26 protein-coding genes, 1 tRNA gene and 1 pseudogene are annotated in these 26,417 nt (G+C 70.9%); 21 read left to right on the plus strand and 7 right to left on the minus strand.

Features of this window, described 5'->3' with window-relative positions; translation table 11 throughout:
* The first annotated feature begins 18 nt into the window (after window positions 1-18).
* The 16 genes and pseudogenes from ACT3TZ_RS10930 to ACT3TZ_RS11005 form a co-directional block, all read left to right on the plus strand.
* Entirely contained in the window at window positions 19-906 is an 888-nt protein-coding gene (locus ACT3TZ_RS10930) for a hypothetical protein (RefSeq protein WP_444583453.1), read from the plus strand.
* Window positions 903-1,904 carry a ParB N-terminal domain-containing protein gene (locus ACT3TZ_RS10935; protein ID WP_444583454.1) on the plus strand — a complete coding sequence of 334 codons (1,002 nt, stop codon included), beginning with the start codon at window positions 903-905 and terminating at the stop codon, window positions 1,902-1,904. Before ACT3TZ_RS10930 ends, ACT3TZ_RS10935 begins: the two co-directional genes overlap by 4 nt.
* A gap of 81 nt (window positions 1,905-1,985) precedes the next feature.
* Window positions 1,986-2,669, plus strand: a complete 684-nt coding sequence (locus tag ACT3TZ_RS10940; RefSeq protein WP_444583455.1) for a hypothetical protein — start codon at window positions 1,986-1,988, stop codon at window positions 2,667-2,669.
* A gap of 15 nt (window positions 2,670-2,684) precedes the next feature.
* Complete coding sequence (locus ACT3TZ_RS10945; protein WP_444583456.1) at window positions 2,685-4,319, plus strand: M23 family metallopeptidase; 1,635 nt, start codon at window positions 2,685-2,687, stop codon at window positions 4,317-4,319.
* The gene (locus ACT3TZ_RS10950; protein WP_444583522.1) at window positions 4,319-4,585 is read left to right on the plus strand and encodes a DUF6112 family protein; all 267 of its coding nucleotides are present in this window, start codon (window positions 4,319-4,321) and stop codon (window positions 4,583-4,585) included. The genes ACT3TZ_RS10945 and ACT3TZ_RS10950 overlap by 1 nt, the downstream gene beginning before the upstream one ends.
* 130 nt (window positions 4,586-4,715) lie before the next feature.
* Window positions 4,716-4,985 (plus strand): DUF6112 family protein, encoded by a 270-nt coding sequence (locus tag ACT3TZ_RS10955; protein ID WP_444583457.1) that lies wholly within the window; start codon window positions 4,716-4,718, stop codon window positions 4,983-4,985.
* Between the two features lie 43 nt (window positions 4,986-5,028).
* Entirely contained in the window at window positions 5,029-6,402 is a 1,374-nt protein-coding gene (locus ACT3TZ_RS10960; RefSeq protein ID WP_444583458.1) for a conjugal transfer protein TrbL, read from the plus strand.
* Window positions 6,403-6,405: 3 nt separating this feature from the next.
* The gene (locus ACT3TZ_RS10965; protein ID WP_444583459.1) at window positions 6,406-7,872 is read left to right on the plus strand and encodes an SCO6880 family protein; all 1,467 of its coding nucleotides are present in this window, start codon (window positions 6,406-6,408) and stop codon (window positions 7,870-7,872) included.
* A gap of 115 nt (window positions 7,873-7,987) precedes the next feature.
* Complete coding sequence (locus ACT3TZ_RS10970; protein ID WP_444583460.1) at window positions 7,988-8,815, plus strand: hypothetical protein; 828 nt, start codon at window positions 7,988-7,990, stop codon at window positions 8,813-8,815.
* Window positions 8,812-10,299 carry an ATP-binding protein gene (locus ACT3TZ_RS10975; RefSeq protein WP_444583461.1) on the plus strand — a complete coding sequence of 496 codons (1,488 nt, stop codon included), beginning with the start codon at window positions 8,812-8,814 and terminating at the stop codon, window positions 10,297-10,299. The genes ACT3TZ_RS10970 and ACT3TZ_RS10975 overlap by 4 nt, the downstream gene beginning before the upstream one ends.
* Window positions 10,300-10,321: 22 nt before the next feature.
* Window positions 10,322-10,903 carry a hypothetical protein gene (locus ACT3TZ_RS10980; protein WP_444583462.1) on the plus strand — a complete coding sequence of 194 codons (582 nt, stop codon included), beginning with the start codon at window positions 10,322-10,324 and terminating at the stop codon, window positions 10,901-10,903.
* 35 nt (window positions 10,904-10,938) lie between these two features.
* Complete coding sequence (locus ACT3TZ_RS10985; protein ID WP_444583463.1) at window positions 10,939-12,687, plus strand: type IV secretory system conjugative DNA transfer family protein; 1,749 nt, start codon at window positions 10,939-10,941, stop codon at window positions 12,685-12,687.
* Window positions 12,688-12,764: 77 nt separating this feature from the next.
* Complete coding sequence (locus ACT3TZ_RS10990) at window positions 12,765-13,253, plus strand: single-stranded DNA-binding protein (RefSeq protein ID WP_444583464.1); 489 nt, start codon at window positions 12,765-12,767, stop codon at window positions 13,251-13,253.
* Between the two features lie 17 nt (window positions 13,254-13,270).
* Window positions 13,271-13,861 carry a hypothetical protein gene (locus ACT3TZ_RS10995; protein ID WP_444583465.1) on the plus strand — a complete coding sequence of 197 codons (591 nt, stop codon included), beginning with the start codon at window positions 13,271-13,273 and terminating at the stop codon, window positions 13,859-13,861.
* Window positions 13,862-13,867: 6 nt separating this feature from the next.
* Window positions 13,868-14,068, plus strand: coding sequence for a hypothetical protein (locus ACT3TZ_RS11000; RefSeq protein WP_444583466.1), 201 nt, complete (start codon window positions 13,868-13,870; stop codon window positions 14,066-14,068).
* 167 nt (window positions 14,069-14,235) lie between these two features.
* Window positions 14,236-15,102: pseudogene (locus ACT3TZ_RS11005) on the plus strand (recombinase family protein); the annotation flags it as partial.
* Window positions 15,103-15,904: 802 nt separating this feature from the next.
* Here ACT3TZ_RS11005 and ACT3TZ_RS11010 read toward each other — a convergent pair.
* The 4 genes from ACT3TZ_RS11010 to ACT3TZ_RS11025 form a co-directional block, all read right to left on the minus strand.
* A tRNA-Ala gene (locus tag ACT3TZ_RS11010) sits at window positions 15,905-15,977 on the minus strand.
* An 87-nt stretch (window positions 15,978-16,064) separates the two neighbouring features.
* The gene (locus tag ACT3TZ_RS11015) at window positions 16,065-16,937 is read right to left on the minus strand and encodes an inositol monophosphatase family protein (protein ID WP_444583467.1); all 873 of its coding nucleotides are present in this window, start codon (window positions 16,935-16,937) and stop codon (window positions 16,065-16,067) included.
* 20 nt (window positions 16,938-16,957) lie between these two features.
* The gene (locus tag ACT3TZ_RS11020) at window positions 16,958-17,839 is read right to left on the minus strand and encodes a hypothetical protein (RefSeq protein WP_444583468.1); all 882 of its coding nucleotides are present in this window, start codon (window positions 17,837-17,839) and stop codon (window positions 16,958-16,960) included.
* 36 nt (window positions 17,840-17,875) lie between these two features.
* Window positions 17,876-18,565: a GNAT family N-acetyltransferase gene (locus ACT3TZ_RS11025; protein ID WP_444583469.1), complete on the minus strand. Its 690-nt coding sequence runs from the start codon at window positions 18,563-18,565 to the stop codon at window positions 17,876-17,878.
* A gap of 53 nt (window positions 18,566-18,618) precedes the next feature.
* Between ACT3TZ_RS11025 and ACT3TZ_RS11030 the strand changes: the two genes are divergently transcribed.
* The 5 genes from ACT3TZ_RS11030 to ACT3TZ_RS11050 all read left to right on the plus strand — a co-directional run bounded on the left by ACT3TZ_RS11030 (window position 18,619) and on the right by ACT3TZ_RS11050 (window position 22,242).
* Window positions 18,619-19,311, plus strand: a complete 693-nt coding sequence (locus ACT3TZ_RS11030) for a 5-formyltetrahydrofolate cyclo-ligase (protein ID WP_444583470.1) — start codon at window positions 18,619-18,621, stop codon at window positions 19,309-19,311.
* Window positions 19,312-19,386: 75 nt separating this feature from the next.
* Complete coding sequence (locus ACT3TZ_RS11035; protein WP_444583471.1) at window positions 19,387-19,782, plus strand: FmdB family zinc ribbon protein; 396 nt, start codon at window positions 19,387-19,389, stop codon at window positions 19,780-19,782.
* A gap of 193 nt (window positions 19,783-19,975) precedes the next feature.
* Entirely contained in the window at window positions 19,976-20,605 is a 630-nt protein-coding gene (locus tag ACT3TZ_RS11040; protein ID WP_444583472.1) for an SAF domain-containing protein, read from the plus strand.
* 58 nt (window positions 20,606-20,663) lie between these two features.
* Window positions 20,664-21,125, plus strand: a complete 462-nt coding sequence (gene mscL, locus ACT3TZ_RS11045) for a large conductance mechanosensitive channel protein MscL (RefSeq protein ID WP_444583473.1) — start codon at window positions 20,664-20,666, stop codon at window positions 21,123-21,125.
* Window positions 21,126-21,303: 178 nt separating this feature from the next.
* A complete protein-coding gene (locus ACT3TZ_RS11050; protein WP_444583474.1) occupies window positions 21,304-22,242 on the plus strand; it encodes an A/G-specific adenine glycosylase in 939 nt (312 codons plus the stop codon).
* Window positions 22,243-22,260: 18 nt separating this feature from the next.
* Here the strand turns inward: ACT3TZ_RS11050 and ACT3TZ_RS11055 are convergent, their stop codons facing one another.
* The 3 genes from ACT3TZ_RS11055 to ACT3TZ_RS11065 are packed head-to-tail and all read right to left on the minus strand — an operon-like array spanning window position 22,261 to window position 26,245.
* Window positions 22,261-22,785, minus strand: a complete 525-nt coding sequence (locus ACT3TZ_RS11055) for an amino-acid N-acetyltransferase (RefSeq protein WP_444583475.1) — start codon at window positions 22,783-22,785, stop codon at window positions 22,261-22,263.
* The gene (locus tag ACT3TZ_RS11060; protein ID WP_444583476.1) at window positions 22,782-23,582 is read right to left on the minus strand and encodes a DedA family protein; all 801 of its coding nucleotides are present in this window, start codon (window positions 23,580-23,582) and stop codon (window positions 22,782-22,784) included. The genes ACT3TZ_RS11055 and ACT3TZ_RS11060 overlap by 4 nt, the downstream gene beginning before the upstream one ends.
* A gap of 26 nt (window positions 23,583-23,608) precedes the next feature.
* Entirely contained in the window at window positions 23,609-26,245 is a 2,637-nt protein-coding gene (locus ACT3TZ_RS11065) for an ATP-dependent Clp protease ATP-binding subunit (RefSeq protein ID WP_444583477.1), read from the minus strand.
* Window positions 26,246-26,417 lie beyond the last annotated feature (172 nt).

The raw sequence follows: 26,417 nt of genomic DNA on the forward strand, positions 1-26,417 counted from the left end.
TTGTCAGGAGGTGCTGTGATGACGACGCGCACGATGACCGCCGCGGCTGGCGGCGAGGACTACACGAGCAGCGAGGGCCTGCGGGCTCTGCTGACCCGGCTGCACGAGGAAGGCCCCGGTGCCTGGCGCACCGACCCGGCCGCTGCGGAGCTCATGCAGTACGCGGCCGAGAAGTATGCCGCGCTTGCCAGGAAGCATCATCTTGATCCGTGGGAGGCCGTCAGCGCGGCCTTCGAGGTGATGCGCACCCGCTCGGCACGCGAGGCGTGCGATCCGTGGGCGGTGGTCACCCACGCGGTGCAGCGCACCTGCTGGGCCGAGGAACGCGGCCAAGGCCTGCTGTGCTCGGTGCATCAGGCCCGCAAGAACCGCTACACGATGTTCCACGACGCCGAGCGCCTCTCGGATCGCGAGAACAGCCTGGACGACTACCACGAGGCCTTCCAGGTCACCGACCCCGCCCTCAACTTCACCGACGACGATGAAGATGACGTGCGGGAGGATGATGCGGCGTCCGAGGCGGCGTTGGGGGTGACGTCGGCGATGAGCGCGATGGAGGACGCGATCGCGTTCGTGACGCTGCTGGGGTGGCCGCCGCAGATGGCACGCTCCTGCGTCGAGCACATCTGCGGCATGGTCGCCCGTGCCGGGTCCCGGCAGTCGGCGTTCGAGTCGCTGCGCCGCGACAAGCACGCCCGCGCCATGCTGGACGTGCCGAGCGCGTCGTGGTCGGCGCTGGTGCGGGTGCTGATCGGCAACCACATGCCCGGCGTATCCGCGACGCGGGCGGGGCGGGGCATTCTGCTCCGGTTGCTGATCGGTGAGAGCCTGCCGGTGCTGCTGCGCGACGACGACCTCGTGCTCACGGTCGCGCTCTCGGCCCCCAAGGGTGGTGGACGGGCATGAGCGGGCACATCGAGCTGGAACGGGCGGTGTCCTCGATCACCATCGGCACCCGCCACCGCACCGACCTCGGCGACATCGACGCGCTGGCCGCGTCGATCGAGCGCGACGGGCTGCTGCAGCCGCCGACGATCACCCCTGACGGGGTGCTCGTGTGCGGCAGGCGGCGGCTCGCCGCGGTCCAGCAGCTCGGCTGGCGGGTGGTGAACGTGTGGGTGCGGTCGGGGATCTCGGATCGGCTCGGGCACCTGCTCGCCGAGCAGGACGACAACCTGCTGCACAAGGACCTCTCCCCGCTGGAAGCGGCGTCGCTGTATCGCGAGCTCAAGGCGCTGCTGGCCGAGGACGCCGCCCACCGGCAAGAGGCCTCCCGGTTCTCCACCGACCGGCAACCCGATACCGTAGGTGAGGACGGTGGCGGAAAGTTTCCGGCACCGTCCACCCCGCCCGGTGAGACGCGGCAGCAGGCGGCGGCGATGATCCCCGGCGCCGCCTCGTACCGGACGCTGGACAAGATCGAGGCCATCGAGCAGGCCGCTACCCGCGAGGACCTCACCGAGGAGGTCCGCGCCCAGGTCGCCGATGCGCTCGCGAGGGTGCAGGCGGGAGCGCCGGTGCATCCGATCTTCGAGGAGGTCCGCGCCCTCACCCAGAGCCCGAACCAGGCGGGGGTGGATTTGGATGAGCTCGCACGGCAGGCGCTCGCCCGCGCGAAGGCCGCACCCCGCCGCAAGAGCACCCCGGCGGTGCGGCCGGTGGCGGGCGTGTGGACGACGCGGTCGTTCCTGGTGATCTGGGGCGAGCTGGAGGACTGGTGGACGCACTACGACCCCGGCCTGCTCGCCGCCGAGCTCACCGAGGAGCAGATCGAGATGTTCCTGACCGTCGCCGACGGCACCACCCAGTTCGCCACCGCCCTCACCCACGCCCGCCACACCGCACCAGACCCCACCGAAGAAGACGCGGCGGAGGGTGGGGTGCGGCACCTCCGCGCCCTCTAACCCGTCTCTGCTGTTTGTTGCCGCCCCTGGGCCTGCGGGTCCCGGGGGCGGACCTGTGCGTGCGGGGTGCACCTGATGGGCATGAACCCGACAGATGCTTCCCGTCCCCGTCGCCGCCTCGTCCTCCTCTCCGCGCTGGCGGCGGTCGTGCTGGCCGTCGTGGGCGTCGGCGTCTACGGCCTCCTCACCGGCCCACCCACCAGCACCACCGACGAGGCGCCGCCCCGCCCCACGTCCGCGACGCCTGCACCGTCGGGTGAAGGGTCGCGGGAACTGCCGGAGATTGCCGAGACCGATGATCCGGAGGAGTTCGCCCGTGAGGTCGCGACCGCGTTGTTCGCGTGGGACACCGCCTCAGGGTTGATGCCGCTGGACTACACGAGCGTGCTGATGGGCGTGGCCGACCCGACCGGGGTCGAGCAGGCAGGCCTCGCCTCCGACATCGCCGGCTACCTGCCCAGTCGTGAGACCTGGGCCGAGCTGCGCCGGTACGCCACGGCCCAGCACCTGGAGATCACCGACGTGTTCGTGCCCGACGCGTGGGCGCAGGCCCAATCCCAAGCCCAGCCGGGCCAGCTCCCCGCAGGCACCACCGCGTACACGGTCGAGGGCATCCGCCACCGGCAGGGCGTCTGGAACGACGAGCCGACGACGAGTGAGCACGAGGTCGCGTTCACGATCTTCCTGACCTGCCCGCCCGATAACGCCGACCAGCAGTCCTGTTACCTGCTGCGGCTGTCCTTCCTCGATCAGCCCCTGCGCTGAGGCAGGGAGGCGACGATGCGCAAGGCCATCACGATCCTGGCCGTGCTGATCCTGCTCGGCCCGATGCTCACCCTCGTCTCGGTCGGGCTGCTGGTCAACCCCGCCTCGACCGCGTGCGCCGCCCCCGGCGACGACACGGTGCGGGTCGGGGACGTGCCCGACGAGCTGACCTCCACCACGCGTAACGGCGAGACCATAACGCTCGGACGGGCGGAGCTCACCCATGCCGTCACGATCATCGAGACCGGATCGGCAACTGACGGGGTGGGCCGGGATGGGATCATCATCGCGCTGATGGCGGCGCTGACCGAGTCGCGGATGCGGATGCTCGCCAACACCGGCGTCTACCCCGACAGCGGCGACTACCCCCACGACGGCAACGGGTCGGACAACGACAGCCTGGGCCTGTTCCAGATGCGCCCGCAGGCCGGGTGGGGCACGGTCGCCGAGCTCATGGACCCCGACTACCAGGCTGCCGCGTTCTACGGCGGACCGGACGGTCCCAACGGCGGCTCCCCGCGGGGGCTGCTGGACATTCCGGGCTGGGAGCAGATGGGCAAGGGCGAAGCCGCCCAGAGCGTGGAAGTGAGCGCGTTCCCGGAGCGGTACGACAACTATGAGCCCGTCGCCGACGACATCCTCGCCGCCCTGACCGCCAGCGGCGCCGCCGGCCCCGCCCGCGCCCCGGCGCTTGTGGCGGCGGAGCGTGCCGAGTCGGGGTCGGGGCGGGTGGTGTTCCCGCTGCCGGAGGGCACCTGGGTGGCGACCAGCCCGTTCGGGCCGAGGACGCATCCGATCACCGGGGAGCTGGAGTCCTTCCATACCGGCGCGGACTTCGCCGCCCCGGACGGGACCCCCATCCTCGCCGCAGCCGACGGGCAAGTGACCGTCGCGGAGTACTCGGAGCAGTGGGGTGGGCAGGTCGTCATCGAGCACCGCATCGACGGTGCCCAGGTCGCGACCGCGTACATCCACATGTGGCAGCACGGCATCCACGTCGCCGTCGGCGATCAGGTCCGGGCCGGGCAGCACATCGCCGACGTCGGCTCCTCGGGGATGTCCACGGGCCCGCATCTGCATTTCGAGGTCCGTGACGGCGGCACCACCGGCGACTACATCGACCCCGCCGCCTGGCTCAACGACCACGACGCGGCTGACCTGGAAGAATCCGGCATCACCCCCGCCGCTGAGGAATGCGATACCGAAGACGAAGCACCGGGTGAGCCGTCGCCGGTTGAGGGCGACGGCGATGAGCTGGTGGACGACCCGACCAGCGACGGGCAGATCACGGTGCGGATGCGCAGCGTCTACGAGCAGACTCTGGCCGCGTTCCCCGACTCGACCTGGGCGTGCTACTCGCCACGCCCCGGCCAGAGATCCGAGCATCCGATCGGGCGGGCGTGCGATGTCGCGTTCGGGAACGCGATCGGCCAGTACCCGACCCCAGGCCAGCTTGAGTACGGGTGGGAGGTCACCGACTGGCTGATGGAGCACGCCGAGACCCTCGGCATCGAGTATCTGATCTGGCAGAACCTGATCTGGTCGCCCGCCCGCGCAGACGAGGGGTGGCGCGACTACACGCACGGCACCGACATCACCACCCGGCACGAGGACCACCTGCACATCACCGTCGAAGGCGGTGGGGCATGATGGACGTGTTCCCGGACTTCGAGGGCCTGTCGGGGATCGACGGGCTACGCGAGATCGCCGGCGCCCTGCTGATGTTCGTGCTCGTGATCGCCGTGCTGATGCTCCTGGTCTCCGCGATCTGCTGGGCCATCGCCGCGGCGACCGGCAACTACAGCGGCGCGGCGAAAGGCCGCATCGGGGTGCTCGTCTCCCTCGGCGGGGCGATCCTCGCCGGCGCCGGCGTGACCTGGCTGAACTGGCTCATCGCCCTCGGCAACCAGCTCTAACCCCACCCCGACGTCCCTTCCACGGCCCGTCCCTGGCAACTGCCGGGGGCGGGCTGTTCGCTTGCGTGCGGGAGGGGCGGGTGCACCTGGCGAGCGGAACTGTCTGCCGTCTCGTGAAAGGGCACTCATCGTGATTGACATCGACCCCAACTCCTCGGGGCTTCCGGGAATTGAGCAACTGCGCACCATCGTCGGCGCGGTGATGACCGTCGGCCTCATCCTCGCCGTGCTCGCGCTGATTGTCAGCGCCGTGGTCTGGGCGTACGGCTCGAACTCCTCGAACCCGCACTTGGCCGGGCGGGGGAAGACGGGCCTGCTGATCTCCTGCGGCGCGGCCGTGATCTGCGGCGCCGCCGTCGCGCTGGTGAACTTCGGCTGGAACGTCGGCCAGCAGGTCTAACCCGCCCCCTTCTTCTGTCTGTGTGTGAAAGGAGGGGCCGGTCGTGAGCGTGTGCGACATCCCCGTCATCTCCACCGTGTGCGACGCCGTCGGCGAGGGCACCGCGTCCCTGATCGCGGCCCCGTTCGACTGGCTCGCCTCCTCGATGGCAGGAGCCGCGTCCTGGCTGATGGAGACCATGTGGAAGGTCTTTGACACCACGACGATGGTCGACCTCGGCCAGGACGGGTTCCTCTCGGTCTACAACCTGCTGTTCGGGATCGCGCTGTTCATCATAGCGATCTTCTTCTTCCTCCAGCTCATCACCGGGATGATCCACCGCGACCCGACCGCCCTCTCGCGGGCGGCGTTGGGGGCGGGCAAGTCGATCCTCGGCAGCTTTGTCGTGGTCACGCTGACCACGCTGCTGCTGGAGATCGTCGACCAGCTCTGCATCGGCCTGATCCAGGCCGCCGGGGAGACCACCGAGTCGATGGGCAACCAGCTCCTCCTGCTCGCCGGCGCCCTGAACACCCTGAACATCGCCGCCCCCGGCGTGGGCGCGATCGTCGGGATCTTCCTCGCCGGCCTGATGATCGCCGCGATCGGGATCGTGTGGTTCTCGCTGCTGATCCGCAAGGCGCTGATCCTCGTCACCGTCGTCCTCGCCCCGCTCGCCCTCTCCGGCGCGTCGTGGGATGTCACCAAGGGGTGGATCGGGAAATGGGCGACGTTCCTGATCGCCCTGATCGTCTCCAAGCTCGTCCTGGTCGTGGTGTTCCTCGTCGCGATCACCCAGATCGCCACCCCCATCGACGCGGGCCTGACCGCGGTGACCGAGCCCATCGCCGGGATCGTGCTGCTCGGCATCGCCGCGTTCGCGCCGTACATGGTCTACCGGCTGATCTCGTTCGTCGGCTTCGACCTCTACAACTCGATGGGCGCCGAGCAGGATGCGAAGTCCGCGATGAACCGGCCCCTGCCGATCCCGTCCAAGCCCGGCGGCGACGGTCCCAAGAAGATCCTCCAAGGCTCCGGCGACGGCGACGACACCGCAAGCAGCAGCGACAGCGGGGGTGGTGGGACGCCGCCGGTCCCGTCCGGGCCGCCCGCCGGCACGGAGACCGCGACCGCCGAGGCCGGCACCGAGGCCGGCGCCGAGACCGCGGCCGGGGCGGGGCCTGCCGCCCCGGTGGTCGCCGGAGCGCTCGTGGTCAAGGAATCCGCCGAGGCCGGCCCGAAAGCCGGCACCGAGATCGGCCAGCAAGCCGACGCTGCCGCCGGCGGCGCCGAGCACACCAGCACCCCCAACGATCCCGGCAGCAGCAGCCCCGGCATGGGTGGCGGTTCGGGCGGTGGGACGCCGCCTCCGGCCTCGCCGCCGATGCCGAACACCCCGAGCGACCCGCAGCCGGGACCTGCCGGCGGGAAGGAGTAGACCATGCCACGCACCGACGATCCGAAGACTGCCGGCGAGCTGGAGCCGGTGAAGTTCTCCCGCCTCACCCGCCGCGGCCTGATCCTGGGCCTGTCGCTGTCGCAGATGATCGCCCTCGGCACAGGCGGGGCGTCCCTGATCGGGGCGCTCTACGCCGGCGGCGGCATCCTCATCGCCTACTCCGCCCCCATCTGGGTGACCGCGATCGTCCTGGTGTGGGTGAAGATCGGCGGGCGGGCGCTGGTGGAATGGATACCCGTCTGCGCGTGGTGGCTGTGGCGCACCACCGGCGGGCAGCTCCGCTACCGGCGCCGCATCACCACCCCCAGGCCCGCGGGCACCCTCGCCCTGCCCGGCGACATGGCACGGCTGCGCGAGTACACCGACCCCGACACCGGGGCGGGCATGATCCACGACCCCACCAGCAACACCCTCACCGTCGTCGTCTCCGTCACCCATCCCGCGTTCGTGCTGCTCGACCCGGCCGAGCAGCACCGCCGCGTCACCGCCTGGGGGCGAGTGCTGGCGACGATCTGCCGCTCCGGACGCGTGTCGGCGTTGCAGGTGCTGGAGCGCACCCTGCCCGATTCCGGGCAGGGCCTTGCGGAATGGTGGGCCGAGCACGGCAGCCACGACGGGTCGTGGGCCTCGACCACCTACGCCGAGCTCATCGAACGCGCCGGACCCGCAGGCGAACGCCACGCCACGAGCCTGTCCCTGTCGCTGGACATGCGGGCCGCGGCCCGGCAGATCCGCACCGCAGGCGGCAACATCCGCGGTGCGGCGAACGTGCTCCGGCAGGAGATGACCACGCTCATCGCCGCGCTGCGAGCGGCGGACCTCACCCCGTCGGCGTGGCTCACCACGGGCGAGATCGCGGTCATGCTGCGCACCGCCTACGATCCCGCGATCGGCCCCACCCTGGAACGCCACGGCCAGCTCGGACAAGACCTCGCCACCGCCGGCCCGGTCGCTGTTGCCGAGACCTGGGAGCGGCTGCGCACCGACTCCGGCTACCACGCCGTGCTCTGGATCAGCGAGTGGCCGCGAGCGATGGTGTACCCCGGTTTCCTCGCCCCGGTCGCCCTGTCGACGGGGATACAGCGGTCGATCTCGCTGATCTGCACCCCACTCAGAACCGACCAGGCCGTGCGCGACATCCGCAAGAAGAAAGTCGAGTACATCTCGGACCAGAACCAGCGGTCCAAGATCGGGCAGATCCAGGACGCCTCCCAGACCGCGGAATACGAGGACGTGCTGCGCCAGGAAGCCGATCTCACGGCCGGGCACGGGGTGCTGCGCTACACCGGCCTGATCGCCGTGACCGCCCCCACGATCGAGGAGCTCGACACCGCCGTCGCCGCGATCGAGCAATCCGCCATCCAAGCCTCCTGCGAGACCCGCCTGCTCGTGGGGCAGCAGGCGCAGGCGTTCACCGCCGCCGCCCTCCCGCTCGCCCGCCGCATCTAACCCCCTTGGTGGGCGGGTGCGGGTGGTGCACCTGGCGGGTACAGCGCCCCGACCTCTCTTTCACCTCCGGGGCCGGGGCGCTGCCCCTGTTCCGCACCGTTCCGAGGGAGCTGTCATGCCCACATTCGATGATCCGCACGCCGCCGCACGCCAGGCCACCGAAGCCCTCCGCGGCCTCGCCGAGACCACCGCCAGCCTGGATGACCCGCGGGCCCTGTCGCCGCTGATCGGCGAGCTGCAGGCGGCCACCCGCTCGGTGACGCAGGTGCTCCGGCAGCTCTCCCACGCCCACGAGCGACACGCCGTCCGCGCTCTCACGAAGACAGGCGATCTTGGGGGTGAGCTGGCGCTGGACGCTTTCGATGCGCTCCAGGAGACGGCGGGCTATATCGAGGCCGCCGGCCCGTACCTGGACCGGGCCGCTGACACGACCGCGCAGATGGTGTGGCCGACCGAGCAGCCGCCGGAGCGGTGGATCAGCGTCGTCTTCCTCCAGGGCGAGGAGGCCGAGGCGGTGCTGGAGATCATCGACCGGCAAGGCACCGACGCCGCGGTCGAGTACCTCGCCGGCTGGGATATGGCCGATGAGACCGAGGAAGACGCGCTGGAGAACGGGTACGTCTACGACGCTCCGCCTCAGAGCCCGAACGATCGCCTCGCGACCCGTGACGTGTATGCGCTGACCTACAACCCGGATCTCGGCTACGTGGGTCTGACCCGGCCGATGAACGTCATGCCTGACCCGGTGCTCCTGCGCCTGGTGAATCCCGTCCCACCGCCGCCCGTCGAGAGCGAGCCGCCGGTCGCCGGGCCACTGGTGGCGGCTTCTCAGGCGGAGGGGACGCGGGGTCGGCATCGTGGCCCGGACCGGGAGGGCGGGCCGTCGTGGTTCCGGCCGGATGCGATCACCGACATCGAGCAGTCGAGGGGGCTGTCGCTGTGAGCGGGCGGCAGGAGCGGGAGCGGCTGCACACCGCGGTGCTCGTCGCCCCGGCGAAGGAGCGGCGCCGGCTGCGCAAGCAGCGCCGGCAGGCGGCGGCCGAGCTCGTCGCCGAGCAGCACCAGAGGCAGCAGGCCGAAGCTAAGGCGAAGAGGGAGCGTGAACGGGCCGAACGTCGGGCGACGCGGTATCTGCCCGCCGCCGGGGAGCCCGGACCTGGGATGCTGCGCACGCCGGGCCGGTTCCGGTTACCGCGGCACCAGGACACCTCCGCCATGCTGTCCGGGGCGTACCCGTTCCTCGCCGAAGGGGGCCTCGGCTCGCAGGGCGTGTTCATCGGCCAAGACCTCTACTCCGGCGGGTCGTTCGTGTACGACCCGTGGGTGCTGTACGCCAACGGCGTCATCACCGCCCCGAACATCGTCGTCGCCGGGATCGTCGGATCGGGGAAATCCTCCCTCGCCAAAAGCCTCTACACGCGGTCGTTGGGGTTCGGGCGGCGGGTCTACATCCCCGGCGACCCGAAAGGCGAGCACACCGCGGTCGCCGAGGCCGTCGGCGGGCGGGCGATCAAGCTCGGCCACGGCCAGCCCGCCCGCCTCAACCCCCTCGATGAGGGCTACCGACCCGCCGGGCTCTCCGACGAGCAATGGACCGCGACGGTCACCTCCCGGCGCCGCGATCTCATCGGCGCGCTGACCGAGACGGTGCTGGCGCGGCCCATGTCGCCGTTGGAGCACACCGCGATCGACACGGCACTGGCTGCGACGATGCGCGGCAACACGGTGCCGATCCTGCCGATGATCGTCGACCACCTCCTCGAACCCGACCACGACCCCGACGGCCGCCTCAAAGAGGACGGCCGCATGGTCGGCCACGCCCTGCGCAGGCTGGTCGGCGGCGACCTCGCCGGCCTGTTCGACGGACCCTCCACCGAGGTGTTCGACCCGTCGCTGCCGATGATCTCCCTGGATTTGTCCCTGGTCACGGAGAACTCCACCCTCATCTCGGTGCTCATGACCTGCTCGTCGGCATGGATGGAGGCCGCGCTGCTCGATCCCGCCGGCGGGCAACGGTGGTGCATCTATGACGAGGGCTGGCGCCTGATGAGCCAGCCCGCGTTGTTGAGGAGGATGGATGCGCATTGGCGCCTCGCCCGCGCGTATGGGATCGCGAACGCGATGATCTTCCACAAGGTCTCCGACCTCGACAACGTCGGCGACGCCGGCTCCGCCATGCGCGGCCTGGCGAACTCGTTGCTGGCGAACGCGGAGACGAGGATCATCTACCGGCAGGAATCCGACCAGCTCGGCTCGACCTCCGCCGCGCTCGGGCTCACCGGCACCGAGCAGTCCCTCCTGCCCACCCTCGGCGTCGGGCAGGGCCTGTGGAAGATCAAGGGCAAGTCCTACGTCATCCAGCACCAGCTCCACCCCGCCGAGAACCGCCTCTTCGACACCAGCGCCCGCGCCGCCGCGAAAGTCTAGAAGCTCCCGCGATTCCTGACCGTTGCTCATCCTGGCCGAGCGGGCCGGGGTGGGGTGGGTGCACCTGGCGGGCATGAGACATGCCCCGAATCCTGATTCGTCCGCCCCGGTTCCGGTGTCGGTACCGCATCTCGTGCTCGACGTGCACGACGACGGCACCCTGACCGCGACGCTTGATACCCGCCCGGTCGATCCGCCCGACGAGCACGGGTGGCGGCGGGCGATGTTCGCGCAGATCGTGGACCAGGCAAGCCAGGAGCGTACGATCCCGGTGCGGGTGACCGTGCACGAGTGCGACGGCACGACCTTCACCGACATCCTGCCCGCCGCCACACGCCCCACCCCCAAACCCGCCACCGAAGGGAAGCCGAAGCCGGCGGTCCGGCGCCGCCGGACGGCAGAGGCGGTGTCGGTGGACGGCGGGGACGGGTTCATCGCCGGGGAGGACGTCGCGGTCGCGCTGATCGTCTCCCACACCGACGCGACCCCCGACGGGCGAGTGGGTGCCTTGCTCGATCCGGCCGTGATCACCGCAGCCAAAGCCGGCGAGGTGGTGCTGGTCGGGCGGGTCTCCGGCACCACCGCGATCCGGAGGCTGTCGTGACCGGGCCGCAGGGCCGCCCCGGTGGGAGCGGGGCGATGGGTGACGAGCTCACCAACATCATCCTCATCGCCATCGCCGGCCTGCTCGGGGTCGCGTTCGTGCTGCGCATCGCCGGCAGCGTGACCGCGTTCCTCACCGGCCACCCCCAACCCACCGTCGGCGTGACGGGCGGGGTCGCAGTGTTCTTCGATCCGGCGGACCCTGGCGGGCAGCTCGGCGCCGCGGGGCTGAGCCCGGTCGTCTACTGGATCATCACCGCCCTCATGCTCACCGCGCTGGCCGCGGCGGGGTTCTGGGGGTGGGGACTGGTGCGGCGGATGAGCCGGCAGGCCGCGCACGACCCGCACCGGCAGGAAGGCACCGCGACCCGTCACGAGGTCGCGAAGACTGCCTCCACCACCGCGCTGATGCGCAGGGCTTCGACCCTGCGTCCGACGCTTGCGAACCCGAAGCCCGGTGATGTGGGCTACCGGCTCGGCACCGCGCACCGGCACGAGGTCTGGGCGAGCGTGGAAGACTCCCTCCTGCTCGTCGGAGCCCCGAGGAGCGGCAAGGGCCTGTTCCTGGTGATCCCGGCGATCCTCGACGCCCCCGGCGCGGTGGTGACGACCAGCACGCGCCCGGATAACGTCACCGCCTGCCTGCGAGCGAGGAAGCGGATCGGGCCGGTGGCGGTGTTCGATCCGCAGCATCTGGCCGAGGGCCTGCCGGCCGGGATGCGCTGGTCGCCCGTGCGGGGATGCGAGTCGCCGCAGACCGCGATGATCCGCGCCGCAGGGCTCGCCTCCGCGACCGGCCTGAGTGCGGGCGGGGTCGAGGGCGGGGACTTCTGGGAAGGCAAGACCAAAGCCGCCCTGCAAGCCCTCCTGCACGCCGCCGCCCTCGACGGCAGGACCCCGGCTGAGTTGTTCCGGTGGACGCTCGATCCCACGAGCGCGGCCGATGCGGTCGCGATCCTCACCAACCACCCGCAGGCGGCGACGGGGTGGGCGGATTCGCTGGCGTCGATGATCGACGCCGACCCGCGCACCAGGGACTCGATCTGGCAAGGCGTCAGCCTCTCCCTGGCAGCGCTGGCGGACCCTCGGGTGCTCGATGCGGTCTCGCCAGGCGAGGGTGAGGAGTTCGACCCCGAGGCGTTCATCCAGCAGCGCGGCACCCTGTTCCTCCTCGCCACCGGCGCGGGAGCCGGCAACAGTGCCGCGCTCGTCGCCGCCCTGGTCGAGGACCTGGTCGAGACCGCCCGCCGGCTCGCGGCACGCTCGGCCGGGGCCCGGTTGGACCCGCCGATGCTGCTCGCGCTCGATGAGATCGGGAACCTCTCACCGCTGCCGTCGCTGCCGACATTGATGTCCGAAGGCGGCGGCACCGGCATCACGACGCTTGCGGTCTTGCAGTCTCTGGCGCAGGCGCGGGACAAGTGGAACGAGCACCAGGCCGGCGCGATCTGGGACTCCTCGATCGTGAAGATCCTCCTCGGCGGCGCCTCCAACAGCCGCGACTTGCAGGACCTCTCCACACTGATCGGGGAACGCGACGAGCTGACCGACTCCACCACGGTCGGCGACTACGGGTCCCGCTCCAACCAGCGCAGCATCCGCCGCGTGGCGATCCTGCCGCCGGATCGGATCAGGACGCTCCCGTTCGGCACCGCCGTCACCATGCTCCGCTCGGCGCCGCCGATCATCACCGACCTGCGGGCCTGGCCCGACCGTCCCGACGGGAAACAGCTCAAGGCCGACCGTGCCGAGGTCGAGCAGCTCCTGCACCAGGCCCACCAGTAACCGGCGGAACGAGCGGGCGCACCTGCCTGCCGTAACCGCCCCCACCCAGGGGGCGGCCCGAGCACAGGGAGCAGACGATGAGCGAGCAACAGCAACAGCAGCGCAATGCGGGCCCGGACATTGGCGAGTCGTTCTACGGGTTCGTCGCCTCCAACCCGCAGCCGACGACCCGTGAGGGCACCTCGCGCCTGTACTTCAAGGCCGGGCAGGAGCACTACGACACCGCACCGGACGGGTCCCGGATCAAGCTCCCCACGACCTTCCACGACATGGTCGCGTTCCGGGGAGCAGCCGAGGCCGGTGACCGCAAACTCGAAAAGGGCGACTGGTTCCTCGCGGCCGGGCGCACCCAGAAGAGCACGAACCCCAACACCGGCGTCGAGGAGACCGAGTTCATCGCCAGCCGCTTCGGTCACGACCTGGCCCGCATGAACACCGAGGTCGGCACCCCGCGCCGCCTGTCCCAGATGGAATCTCCGAACCGGCAGCAGCCGCAACGTCAGGTCACGTTCCAACCCGCCGAGCCCGAGACGCCCGAGCACGAGCAGCCCGCACGGGCCATGTGAGCACGGGACGGCACATGATGAACGACCACACCACCACGCCCGCCCCGGATGATGCGGCTTCTGAGCCCGGGGAATGGGAGGAGGAGAGCTTCGACCCGGTCGGTCCCGACGAGGTGCCAGGACCCCCGCGGCCGGTGAACTGGAACCTGCTGCTGTCCCACGACCTGGAACAGGAATGGCTCGCCCTGAACCGCTGGGTCGAATGGCTCCGGCGGACCTATGCGCTGCCAGCGTCGGTGATCCCTCCGCACTGGCACCGCCACCCCGAGTTGCAGTGGGAGCTGTCCGCGCTGCATCTGCACTGGCTCGCCGCCTACGACCCCGAGCAGAACGCGTCCGCGGCGATCGGGTGGCATCGCGACTTCGCCGCGGCCCGGCAGCGGCTGCGTGACTGGGTCGCCGCCTCCGGCACCAGGCTGGATCGCGACCGTCCCTCCCGGCAGACCGCCTGGCCCGGCGAACCACCCGCCCCCGCCGTCGAGGACACCCCGATCATCAACCGGCGCGAGGACTTCGTCGCGTTCGTGATCGAGCAAGTCGCCGAACGCAAGACTGCTGAGGACGCGTTCTTCGCCCGCCTCGATGACGAGCCAAGCGAGGAGGGGTGATCGGTGATGGTGCGGAACTATCAGCGCAAGACCACCCGGCCACCTGCGGACCGGAACCTGCACGTCACGTTCACGAGGCGGGAGCAGATCGACGTGGAGAAGGTCGCCGAAGTCCTCATCCGCGTCGCGCTACGCGAGGCCGGCACCGGCACCACGGTCGGGCAGGCCGGAGAGCAGCTCCGAGCACTGCTCGGCAGCGAACGGTAGAATCCCTGACAAGTAGTACGTCCACCAGGGCGCTACCGGCTTACCCCTTGTTGCCCGGACCCGTCGCGGTCCGGCAGGCCTTCCAACTGTGTCGTGACAGCCCGACGGCGCCCGCACCCATCCCCAACATTGGGGGCGGGTGAGAGCCCCGAAAGGCAATCACGACCATGACACTCACCGACCTCCCCGCCGGCCTCGACCTCGCAGGCCTGCGCTCCCTGGCCCGCTCCGCAGTCCCCGTCCTCGATACCGTCCTCCCCGATGGGAAGGTCCCGGCGATCTCCTATCTGCGGGTCTCCACCAAGGACCAAGCCACCCGCAACGGCCTCGAAGAAGGCCTGTCCATCCCCGCGCAGCGTGAGGCCGCGCAACGCAAGGCCGACCAGCTCGGCGCGGTCATCGTCGCGGAGTTCATCGAGCCCGGCGAGTCCGGCAAGTCCGCCCGCCGCAAAGCCCTCCAAGAGATGCTCGACTACCTCGCCGAGCATCCCGTCAGGTACTGCATCATCAACAAGGTCGACCGGATCGCGAGAAACCGGCTCGATGACGCGATCATCCACGCCACCCTCCGCCAGGCCGGAGTCACCCTCGTGTCCGTCATGGAGAACATCGACGAGACCCCCTCGGGGATGCTCATGCACGGCATCATGGCCTCCATCGCCGAGTTCTACTCCCTGAACCTCGCACAGGAGGTCACCAAGGGGCTCGTGCAGAAAGCCTCGATCGGCGGCACTCCGCACAAGGCGCCCATCGGCTACCTCAACGTCCGCACCACCGACGCGAACGGGCACGAGGTCCGCGACGTGCAGCTCGACCCAGACCGGGCCGAGCTCGTCCGGTTCGCGTTCACCGCCTACGCCACCGGTGACTGGTCTCTGTCCAAGCTCGCCCGCGAGCTGGAGACCCGCGGCCTCACCACCAGGCCCACGCCGACGTTCCCCGCCAAGCCTGTCACCACGACGACGCTGCACAAGATCCTGACCAACCCCTACTACCAGGGCATCGTCACCTTCCGCGACGTCACCTACCCCGGCACCCACGAACCACTCGTAACCCCCGAGACGTTCGAGCAGGTGCAGACGATCCTCGGGCAGAACCACGTCGTGGGCGACAAGCCGCAGAAGTACGATCACTACCTCAAAGGCTCGATCTACTGCGCCTGCGGGAAGCGGCTCATGTTCGAGCGGCCCCGCAACCACCAAGGCGTCGCCTACGACTACTTCACCTGCACCGGCCGACGGTTCAAGCGCAACGACTGCCAGCGCACCGCCGTCCTCACCCACCGCGTCGAGCAGTCCATCAAGACCCGCTACCAACACGTCTCGATCACCGCTGACGAGGCGACGCAGATCAAGGGCGTGCTCGGGCAGGTGTTCGACACCCTCGCCGAGTCCACCAGCGACGAGCAGAAAGTGCTCGCGGGGCAGAAGGCCAAGCTCGAAGCCGAGCAGGTCAAGCTCCTCCAGGCCCACTACGCCGACGCGATTCCGATCGACCTGCTCAAGACCGAGCAGGATCGCATCCGCGCGAGCCTGCAAGCGATCACAGGCCGACTCGACACCTTGGAGACAACCTACGACAAGGCCAAGGTCGGACTCGACGCGATCCTCGGACTCCTGACCGACATCAGCGACGTCTATGCCAAGGCCGAACCCGCCGAACGACGCATGCTCAACCGCGCCCTCTTCGACCGCATCACCATCGATGACGAAGACCAAGCCGCCTTCGAACCAGCCCAAGCGATCGCCACGATCCTCGCCACCAACACCAGGCCACACAACGAAAAAACCTTGCCCCGCGATCACGCGGGGCAAGGTTCGAACATTCAACTTTACGTGGAGCTAAGGGGATTCGAACCCCTGACCTCTTCATTGCGAACGAAGCGCTCTACCAACTGAGCTATAGCCCCGTGCGAGCCCTCGGGCCCGCAACAGCCCCGCCAACCTACCATCCCACCAGGGGCGTCACGACATCGGCCAGGGCCGTCCGACGAACATCACACGGCTGCGGTGGCGTCGTCCTGTCGACGCGCCTGGATGGCGTCCTGCAGCTCGTCGAGCACCGCGATGCGTCCTGATCCGGTGCATGCGACGTAGGCCGGGCGCTCGTGGTCCGCGGCCTCGGGATCCCCCGTGCCGGACCAGGTCCGGAGCGATCCGCCTGCCCGTTCGACCAGCAGAAATCCCGCCGCGACGTCCCACGGGTTGATGTGCGCCAGCAGCGTCGCATCGGCCCAGCCGGCGGCGACGTACGCGAGCTCGATGGCGGCAGAGCCCAGCGACCGCACGGAGCTGACGCCCTGGGCGATCTGCGTGTATCCCAGCAGCGCCCCGGCGGCGTCCTCGTCGAGGTCCCGCGGGGAGGGGAAGGCCGTGAGCACCAGCGCGTCCCGGGCGTCGTGCGTGGCGCGGGGGCGCAGGCGCACGCCGTTCAGTCGTGCCCCGTCGGCATCGGCCGTGAACACCTGCTCCAGGATCGGCGCGTCGACCACGCCCGCGACCAGCTCCCCGTCCACGGCCGCCCCGATGGACACGCAGAAGATCGGCAGCCCGGCGGCGAAGTTGGAGGTGCCGTCGATGGGGTCGACGTAGAACGTCACCGGGCCCTCGCCCGCGCGCTCCCCGCCCTCCTCGCCGACGATCCGGCAGCCGGGCACGAGGCGTTGGAGGTTCTCGACGATGATCTGCTCGCAGCGCTTGTCGTGCTCGGTGACGATGTCGTGCGAGGACGTCTTGTCCTCACGGCCGATGTCGTTGCGGTCGATCGAGCGGAGGTGGTCGGCGGCGGCCTTCGCGGCGACCCGCGAGACCTCCAGGAGGAAAGCGGGATCGGTGTGGTCGGCGGTCTCGGCGGGGGTGGTCGATGCCATGTCCTCAGCCTAGAGGCCGCTCAGGCTCCGCGGCGGCGCGCCAGGATCGCGTCGAGGTCGAGGTCCGCGGCCGGTGCCGCGCTCTCGAGCTCCTCGCGCACGGCCTCGTCGGCCTCGACGTCCTCGTCCTCGTAGGCGGTGGAGATCCCCAGGACGCTCTCGCGGTGCGCATGGTGACGGGTCGCGAGGTCCTCGACATCGCCCCGCAGGGCATAGGCCGGACGCGGGACGGGACGCGGGGTCCACTCCCTGGCCGCCGGTGCGGGCCGGGCGATGGCGCGCTCCACGTCGGTGGGGGTCTGAGCGATCGGCGCCGCGGGAACGGGCTCCACGACCTCGGCGGGAGCGGACTCGACCTCGACGGGTGCCGTCGCGGCGAGGGTCCGTGCACGTCGTGCCCGGGACGCATCGCGGCGAGCGCGCTCGCGGCGCACCAGCTCCGCCCGGCGCAGGCCGAGCACGAAGGCGACGAGGGCGACGGCGGGCACGACGGGGATCCACCAGGCGATGACGCCGGTGACGGCCAGGACCAGGCCCGCGACGCTCACCCCGGTCAGACCCACCAGCACACCGCGCAGCAGGCTGCGGGACCGCGAGGGCGCCGGCTCGTCGAAGGACTCCAGCTCGACCCGCACGGGCTCCTCGAAGCGAGGGCGCCGTGTGGGATCGGAGGGACGGGACAGGAGACGGTTGTCGGCCATGGGCGCGTGCACCTCGCGGGTTCGGCGGCGGGACCGGGCGGTGGCGGACAGATCGCGGCCGGTCGTCGTGTCGTGGGAGGCGTCGGCGCGCTGGGCGCGGCCCATCAGCTCACGGCGCTCGGCGATGCGCGGCACGGCATAGCCGAGCCACGCGAACAGCAGCAGCCCGAACAGCACCGCTCCGAGGTTGAACGTCTCCACGTGCCCAGGGTAATGACACGGGTGTGATTCAGCAGGTCACGACGCGCCCAGGTCGGGCAGGAACGTGTCCCACACCGCGTCGGGCCCGGACGTCCCCGGCTGCGTGCTCCGCGCCCGCGGATCCGGCTCCGCGAGCAGCCGCGCGAGGACCCCTCGACCGTCGGGGCCGCCGAGCACCTCCTCCGCCGTCAGCGCGAAGCTGCGGTGGTCCCGCCAGGCCCCGTCGACGTGGATGAACCGCTCCCGCAGCCCCTCGTCGCGCAGGTGCAGCTTCTGGGCCACCCGCAGGCTCGCGTGGTTCTCGGGCCGGATGTTGACCTCGATGCGATGCAGGCCGATCCCGGCGAAGCAGTGGTCGATCAGCAGCGCCAGAGCGCGCGGCATGATCCCGCGGCCTGCCATCTCCCGGTCGACCCAGTAGCCGATGGGGGCCGAGGACTGCGCGCCGTACTGGAGGGGCCCCGCCGTGATCTGCCCGACCAGCCGGCCCTCGACGACGATCACGAGCGGCACCAGCTCCCCGGCACGCACCCCGCGCGCCATCCAGCGACGGGTCGCGTCGAAGGAGGGGCGCGAGAAGCCCAGGCCCGGGAGCGTCGCGTCCCAGGGGCGCAACCAGGCGCCGTTGCGCTCGCGCAGCGCCGTGAACGCACGCCGGTCCCCCCGGCACAGGAGCCGCAGCTCCAGCTCCCGGTCATGGAGGGGCACCCCGAGGTCGACGGACATGGGTGCATGCTACGCAGGCCGCGGCAGGCGGGACGCTGGGCGATGATGGGCCGATGACGAGCCCCGAGGAGGACGCCCCCGCCGGCAAGGCCGCGCTGCGCGCACGGCTGCGGGTCGCACGGCGTGCCCGGTACACGGGCCCGACAGGAGTCGCGCTCCGGGCGAGCGAAGGGCACCGCCTCCTGGTCGCCGCGGCCCCGCTCCTCGCGGCGGTACGCGAGCACGCGACCACGCCGGCGCGGCCGGTGACCGTCGCCGTCTTCCATCCCGTGCCCCTCGAACCGGACCTGCTGCCGCTCCTGTCCTCGCTGGCAGGGATCCGCGGGGTGCGGCTGCTGTTCCCCGTCGCGGCCGGCCCGGGCCTGCTCGACTGGGTGGCGGCGGCGCCGGACACCGAGATCGGCCCGCCCTCGGCCCGGGGGTTCGGCGCCGAGCCGATCGGCCCCCGTGAGGGCATCGACGCGCTGTCCCGGGCGGATCTGGTGCTCGCCCCGGCCCTGGCGCTCGCTCCGGACGGGTCGCGCCTGGGCCACGGCGGCGGCTACTACGACCGTGCCCTGCGGCAACGTCGCCCGGGAACCTCGGTCGTGGGCGTCGTGCATCCCTCGGAGGTCCTGCCCGCGGGCGAGATCCCTCGCGAGCAGCACGACCTGCGGGTCGATGCCGTTCTGACCGCGGACGGCCTGATCCCCGGACCCGGCGGTATGCTCCTGGACGGCGCCGCGGACGCGGCCGACGGAGCCTGATCGAGGGATCCCCCGCCTGCGCGCCGTCGTCGGCCCTCGCACCTCTGCGCGAGCCCCAGGACCACCGGAGGATCCGTGCCCACGTACGTCTACGCCTGCAAGAACTGCGGCCACCGCTTCGAGCAGCGCCAGAGCTTCAGCGACGACGCCCTGACGGTGTGCCCGGAGTGCCACCAGGCGGCCCTGCACAAGGTCTACAACACGGTCGGGATCGTCTTCAAGGGATCCGGCTTCTACTCGACGGACTCGCACACGGCCTCGACCGGGCCCTCCTCCGAGAAGTCCTCGGACTCCTCCTCGGACGACGGGTCCTCGTCCTCGCGCGCGTCGTCCTCGGATTCCGGGTCCTCCGCCGGGGACGCGGGATCGAGCTCGACGTCCGCGACGACGTCGACGGGTGGGGCGTCGTCGTCCTCCAGCTCGACCTCGAGCTCGAACGGCTCCGGCACGAAGGCGTCGACGGGGGCCTGACTCCCGCCCCTCACCACCCTCAGCGCCGTGGGCACGCGCGAGGGGTCCGCCCACGCGCGAGAGGTCGGCACCTGCACGCATGACCGCGACTGTGCGCACGGCGCATGGACCGCGAACCCTCCCCACGGAGCCTCCGTCCCCCGTCGCCGCCGACGTCGCCCGAGTGCCCGCGCGCCCTGCCTAACCTCCGGGCATGCGCCGCCCACTCCTCCCGGACCTCCAGGACCTCCGCCGCGCTCTGCGGCGTCGACGCCGCACCCTGGCCGTCCTCCTGCTCGCCCTCGTCGCCGTCACGGTCCTGCCCCAGTGGGCACCCGCCTCAGCACGCACCGTGCCCGTCGTCGTCACCGCTCGCGACCTCGCCCCGGGCCACGTCCTGGCCGCCGAGGACCTCACGACCGTGGACGTCGCCGAGGCCCTCGCCCCCGCGGGCCCCTCCGTCGAGGACGCCGTGGGCCGACGGCTCACGACCACCGTCGCCATCGGCACGCCCTTGGACACCGCCTGGCTCCGCGACCCGTCCGATCCACGCTCCGCGCCCGGGACGGTGGTGCTGGCCGTGCCCGTGGACCCCTCGCTCGTGACGCACCTCACCCCCGGCACGCGCGTGCAGGTCATCACCTCGACCACCGTCCCCGGGGACACGACCGTCACCTCGGCCACAGTGGTCGAGATGTCCGATTCGGCAGGCCAGGGCGAGGGGGTCCTCGGCGCCGGGGCGGGGGACTCCCGGACGGTCGTGCTCGCGACCGACCCCGGCGGCGCACGTGATATCGCCTACGCCACGCGCGAGGGCTGGGTGGCTCTGGCTATCCTCGGATGAGATGCGTCCGGCCTCCCCCGGGCGTGCGGACATCATCCCTTTCCCCAGGAGGATCCCCATGAAGGGCTTCAAGGACTTCGTCATGAAGGGCAACGTCATCGACCTCGCGGTCGGTGTCGTGATCGGCGGGGCGTTCACCGCGCTCATCACCGCCATCGTGACCCACCTCATCCAGCCGGTCATCGCCGTGTTCGGCGGCCAGAACGTCGATGGCTTCGCCTTCAACATCCTGACCGGGAACGCGGCGACGAAGATCGACGTCGGTGCGATCATCTCGGCCGTCATCGCCTTCCTCATCACCGCCGCGGTCGTCTACTTCGTCTTCGTGATGCCGATGGCCCGTGTGCGCCAGATGGATCGCAAGCGTCGCGGCGTCCCCGAGGAGGAGGAGTCGGCGGCCCCCGAGGACGTCGTCCTGCTCACCGAGATCCGCGACCTGCTCCGCTCGCAGGGCGGCGTCTCGACCGGCACCCACGCCAAGGGCAGCACCCCCGCCCCGGGTGTCACCCCCGAGGCCTGAGCCACCACGGCTCACGCCTTCACGGCCTGAGCCCCGCAGCACGCGCTGCACCTCGGACAGGGCGGGACCGTTCCACGGTCCCGCCCTGTCTGCATCCCATGGTGTCCGGGGAGCACGGCGCACGCCGGAGGCGGTGCGCGACGCGGCCCCGTCCTCGCGCCGCGTACCATCGACTCCCATGTCCTCCCCCGCCGCGACCGATCGCACCTCGCGAGCGGCCGATGCCGCGCCGGCACCCACCGGCCTGCCGCTGGGCGCGATCGACGCAGTCCTGGACTGGTACGACCGCTGCGCCCGGGACCTCCCGTGGCGCCACCCGGGGACGAGCGCCTGGGCGGTGCTGGTCTCGGAGATCATGCTGCAGCAGACGCCCGTGGTGCGGGTGCTGCCCCGCTGGACCGCCTGGATGCGACGCTGGCCCGAGCCCGCGGACCTCGCCGCCGCCCCCACGGCGGACGTCCTGCGCATGTGGGACAGCCTCGGCTACCCCCGGCGCGCGCTGCGGCTGCAGGAGTGCGCCCGCTCCATCGTCGAACGCCATGGCGGCCAGGTCCCGGACGATGCCGAGGAGCTGCGCGCGCTCCCGGGCATCGGCGAGTACACGGCCGCGGCGGTCGGTGCCTTCGCCTTCGGACGGCGCACCGTGGTCGCCGACACGAACGTGCGCCGCGTGATCGTGCGGGACCTCTCGGGAGCCCGCTACCCGGCCACCTCCTACACCGCGGCCGAACGGCGCCACGTGACGGCCTGCGTGCCCGCCGCAGTCGAACGCAGCGTCCGCTGGAACCAGGCGGTCATGGAGCTCGGCGCCCTGGTGTGCACGGCCCGCTCGCCACGGTGCGAGGAGTGCCCGCTGCGGGAGGTCGGCTGCGCCTTCCACGACGCCGGTCGTCCCGAGCATGCGGGCCCGCCTCGTCGGCGCCAGGGATTCGAGGGGACGGACCGTCAGCTGCGCGGTCGCATCATGGCCGCACTCCGCGCGCACGGCAGCACCTCGCGGGCGTCGCTCGAGGCGCTGGATCCCGAGGATCCCGACCGGGTCGAGCGCTGTGTGCGGTCCCTGGTGACCGACGGCCTCGCCGTCGAGCTCGACGGCTGCCTGGACCTGCCTGCGTGAGGGCGCCTGCCCGGTGCGTCAGCCCTCGGCGGTTCCGCCTCCCAGATGCAGGATCATCCGGGTGTTGCCCAGGGTGTTGGGCTTGACGCGGGCGAGGTCCAGGAACTCCGCGACGCCCTGATCGGCCGAGCGCAGCAGCTCGAGGTAGATCGACGGGTCGACGCCGTCGTCCTCCATCACCGTGAAGCCGTGCCGGGAGAAGAAGTCCACCTCGAAGGTGAGGCAGAAGACCCGGGTCAGGCCCAGGGCGCGGGCGCGATCCAGGAGGGCCGCGAGCAGGCGGTGACCCACACCGTGGCCGCGCACGTCGTCGCGCGCGGCGAGGGTGCGGACCTCGGCGAGGTCCTCCCACATGACATGCAGGGCCCCGCAGCCGACGACCTCCCCCGTCGCGTCGTCGACCGCCACCAGGAACTCCTGGACGGCCTCGTAGTAGGCGACGATGTCCTTGCCGACGAGGATCTGACGATGGGCCAGCGGGCGCACGAGCGCCTCGATCGCGACGACGTCGGCGGGCAGCGCCGGACGCAGGCTGATGGTCATGAGGGATCCTTCGTGGTCGTGGTCGTGGTCGTGGTCGTGGTCGCGGTCATGGGACGTTCGCGCGCGATGCCCTCGGCGTGCTCGGCGAGCGAGGCGTCCTGGACGTGGGAGTCGTCCTGGTCGAGCGAGGTGTCCCGGGTGTGTGCCGCATCCTCGTTCCCCGCTTCGCCGTCGTCGGCCTCCCGCCGCGCGGCCCTGCGGTCCAGGTGATCGTGCACGGCCGTCACGATCCGCTCGACGATCAGCGAGATGACGACGGCCGCCACGAGCGAGACGGTGATCCCCAGCAGTCGGTTGTGCTCGAACCACTGCCCGGCGAGCGCACCGATCCCCACCGAGTAGACCGCCCATACGAAGGTGGACGCCAGGTCACGGCGCAGGAACTTGGCGTGCGGGTAGTGGACGGCGCCGGCCACGAGGTTCACGGCGGTGCGGCCGAAGGGGATGTAGCGCGCAGTCATGAGGAACAGCAGCGCCCGTCGCCGCAGCCCGTGCTCGGCGGCCTCCACGGCGCGGCGTCCGCGTCCCTCCCGGAAGATCCGGAACCGCTCCCAGCCCACGGCCCGGCCGATCGCGTAGCCGATGTTGTCCCCGCAGGCCGCGCCCGCCCAGGCGGCGAGGACCAGCAGGATCAGCAGCGGGCTGCCGGTCGTGGCCGAGATCGACGCGAGCGTCACGATCACCGACTCCGAGGGGACGGTCGGGAAGAAGCCGTCGAAGAGGGAGAGGACGAACACGACGAGGTGGACCCACCAGGCATCCGCGATGCCGGTGACCCAGGCCTCGAAGGCTCGCACCTCTCCCTCTCGTCAGGCGGTCGGGCTCAGGACGCGCGGTGGCGCGCCGCGCCCTGGGCGTCGTTCGAGCCGTCCTCGCCCGCCGGGGCGGCCGGCGGCAGGTCGCCCTGCTCGCGCGGCGACTCCGGATCCGGGTGCGTGAGCTCCTCGGCACGGGCCTGCGTGATCGACTCGACGTCGACCTCGTCGGAGATCGCGCTGAGCTTCCCGTCCCCGTCGCGGCGCTGGAAGACGAACTCCCCCAGCAGACCCTCGCCACGGGCGTCGATCACGAGGTGATCGCCCGCATGGACCTGCCCGAAGAGGATCTTCTCGCTGAGGGCATCCTCGATGTCCCGCTGGATCGTGCGACGCAGCGGACGCGCGCCGAGCACCGGATCGTAGCCCTTGTCCGCCAGCAGCGCCTTGGCCGCGGGCGTCAGCTCGAGGTCCATGCCCTGCTCCGCGAGGCGCTTGTCCAGCTTGCCCACCATGAGGTCGACGATCTGGACGATCTCGTCCTGGGAGAGCTGCGGGAACACGACGACGTCGTCGACGCGGTTGAGGAACTCGGGACGGAAGTGCTGCTTGAGCTCCTCGTGGACCTTGGCCTTCATCCGCTCGTAGTCGGTGGAGAGGTCGCCACCGGCCTGGAAGCCCACCTGCACGCCCTTGGCGATGTCGCGGGTGCCCAGGTTGGTGGTCATGATGATGACCGTGTTCTTGAAGTCCACGACGCGGCCCTGCGAGTCGGTCAGGCGGCCGTCCTCGAGGATCTGCAGGAGCGAGTTGAAGATGTCGACGTGCGCCTTCTCCACCTCGTCGAACAGCACCACGGAGAACGGCTTGCGGCGCACCTTCTCGGTGAGCTGGCCGCCCTCGTCGTAGCCGACGTACCCGGGGGGCGAGCCGAACAGCCGCGAGGCGGTGTGCTTCTCGCCGAACTCGGACATGTCCAGCTGGATCAGGGCGTCGTCGTCGCCGAACAGGAACTCCGCGAGCGCCTTGGCGAGCTCGGTCTTGCCGACGCCCGTCGAGCCCGCGAAGATGAACGAGCCGCCGGGGCGCTTGGGGTCCTTGAGCCCGGCACGTGTGCGCCGGATCGCCTGGGACAGGGCCTTGATGGCCTCGTCCTGGCCGATGACGCGCTTGTGCAGCTCATCCTCCATGTGGAGCAGCCGCGAGGACTCCTCCTCGGTGAGCTTGACGATCGGGATGCCGGTCGAGGCCGCGAGGACCTCGGCGATGGTGTCCTCGGAGACGAGCGTGACGGCGTCGGAGTCGCCGTGGCGCCACGCCTGCTCCTTCTCCTCGCGCTCGGTGCGCAGGGTCTGCTCCTGGTCGCGCAGGGCCGCGGCCTTCTCGAAGTCCTGCCCGTCGATCGCGGACTCCTTCTCCTTGCGGACCTCCTCGATGCGCGCGTCGTACTCCTTGAGCTCCGGCGGCGCGGTGAGACGGCGGATCCGCAGGCGGGCGCCGGCCTCGTCGATCAGGTCGATCGCCTTGTCCGGCAGGAACCGGTCGTTGACGTAGCGGTCGGCGAGGTTGGCGGCGGCCACGAGGGCGCCATCGGTGATGGTCACCTTGTGGTGCGCCTCGTAGGAGTCGCGCAGCCCCTTGAGGATCTCGACCGTCAGCGCGATCGAGGGCTCGCCCACCTGGATGGGCTGGAAGCGCCGTTCGAGCGCGGCATCCTTCTCGATGTGCTTGCGGTACTCCTCGAGGGTGGTCGCACCGATCGTCTGCAGCTCACCGCGGGCGAGCATGGGCTTGAGGATGCTGGCGGCGTCGATCGCGCCCTCGGCGGCACCGGCCCCGACGAGCGTGTGGATCTCGTCGATGAACAGGATGATGTCGCCGCGGGTGCGGATCTCCTTGAGCACCTTCTTCAGGCGCTCCTCGAAGTCGCCGCGGTAGCGGGAGCCGGCCACGAGGGACCCGAGGTCCAGCGTGTACAGCTGCTTGTCCTTGAGCGTCTCGGGCACGTCGCCGCGCACGATCGACTGGGCCAGGCCCTCGACGACGGCGCTCTTGCCCACGCCGGGCTCGCCGATCAGGACCGGGTTGTTCTTGGTGCGGCGCGAGAGGATCTGCATGACCCGCTCGGCCTCGTGCTCGCGCCCGATGACGGGATCGAGCTTGCCCTCGCGGGCGGCCTGGGTGAGGTTGCGGCCGAACTGGTCCAGCACCAGGGAGCCGGCGGGCTGGCCCTCGGCGGGACCGCCGGAGGTCGCGGGCTCCTTGCCCTGGTAGCCGGACAGGCGCTCGATGACCTCCTGGCGCACCGCGGCAGGCTCGGTCTTCAGGCGCGTCAGCACCTTGACGGCCGTGCCCTCGCCCTCGCGCAGCAGCCCGAGCAGGATGTGCTCGGTGCCGATGTAGTTGTGGCCCAGCTGCAGCGCCTCGCGCAGGGACAGCTCGAGCACCTTCTTGGCGCGGGGCGTGAAGGGGATGTGACCGGTGGGGGCCTGGTTGCCCTCGCCGATGATGTCGCGCACCTGCTCGCGCGCGGGCTCGAGGGTCACCCCGAGGGCCTCGAGGGCCTTGGCGCCGACGCCCTCGTTCTCATGGATGAGACCCAGGAGGATGTGCTCGGTGCCGATGTAGTTGTGGTTCAGCAGGCGCGCCTCGTCCTGAGCCAGGACGACGACGCGGCGGGCGCGATCGGTGAAGCGTTCGAACATGTCACTCCCATGCTGGTGGTGGTGGATGCGTCGAGCCTACGCGGAGCCCGCGGGAGGCAGGAGTCCTGTTCGCCGCGGGCGTGACCCCGACGCGCCGGAACACGATCACCCCGAACCCCTGCAGACATCGGATGTCTCGACTAGGGTGTGGTCATCCGCGTCGTCGACGCCG

Origin of the sequence: Brachybacterium sp. AOP25-B2-12, from assembly GCF_052378625.1 — a bacterium.
In the GTDB taxonomy this organism is placed as follows: domain Bacteria; phylum Actinomycetota; class Actinomycetes; order Actinomycetales; family Dermabacteraceae; genus Brachybacterium.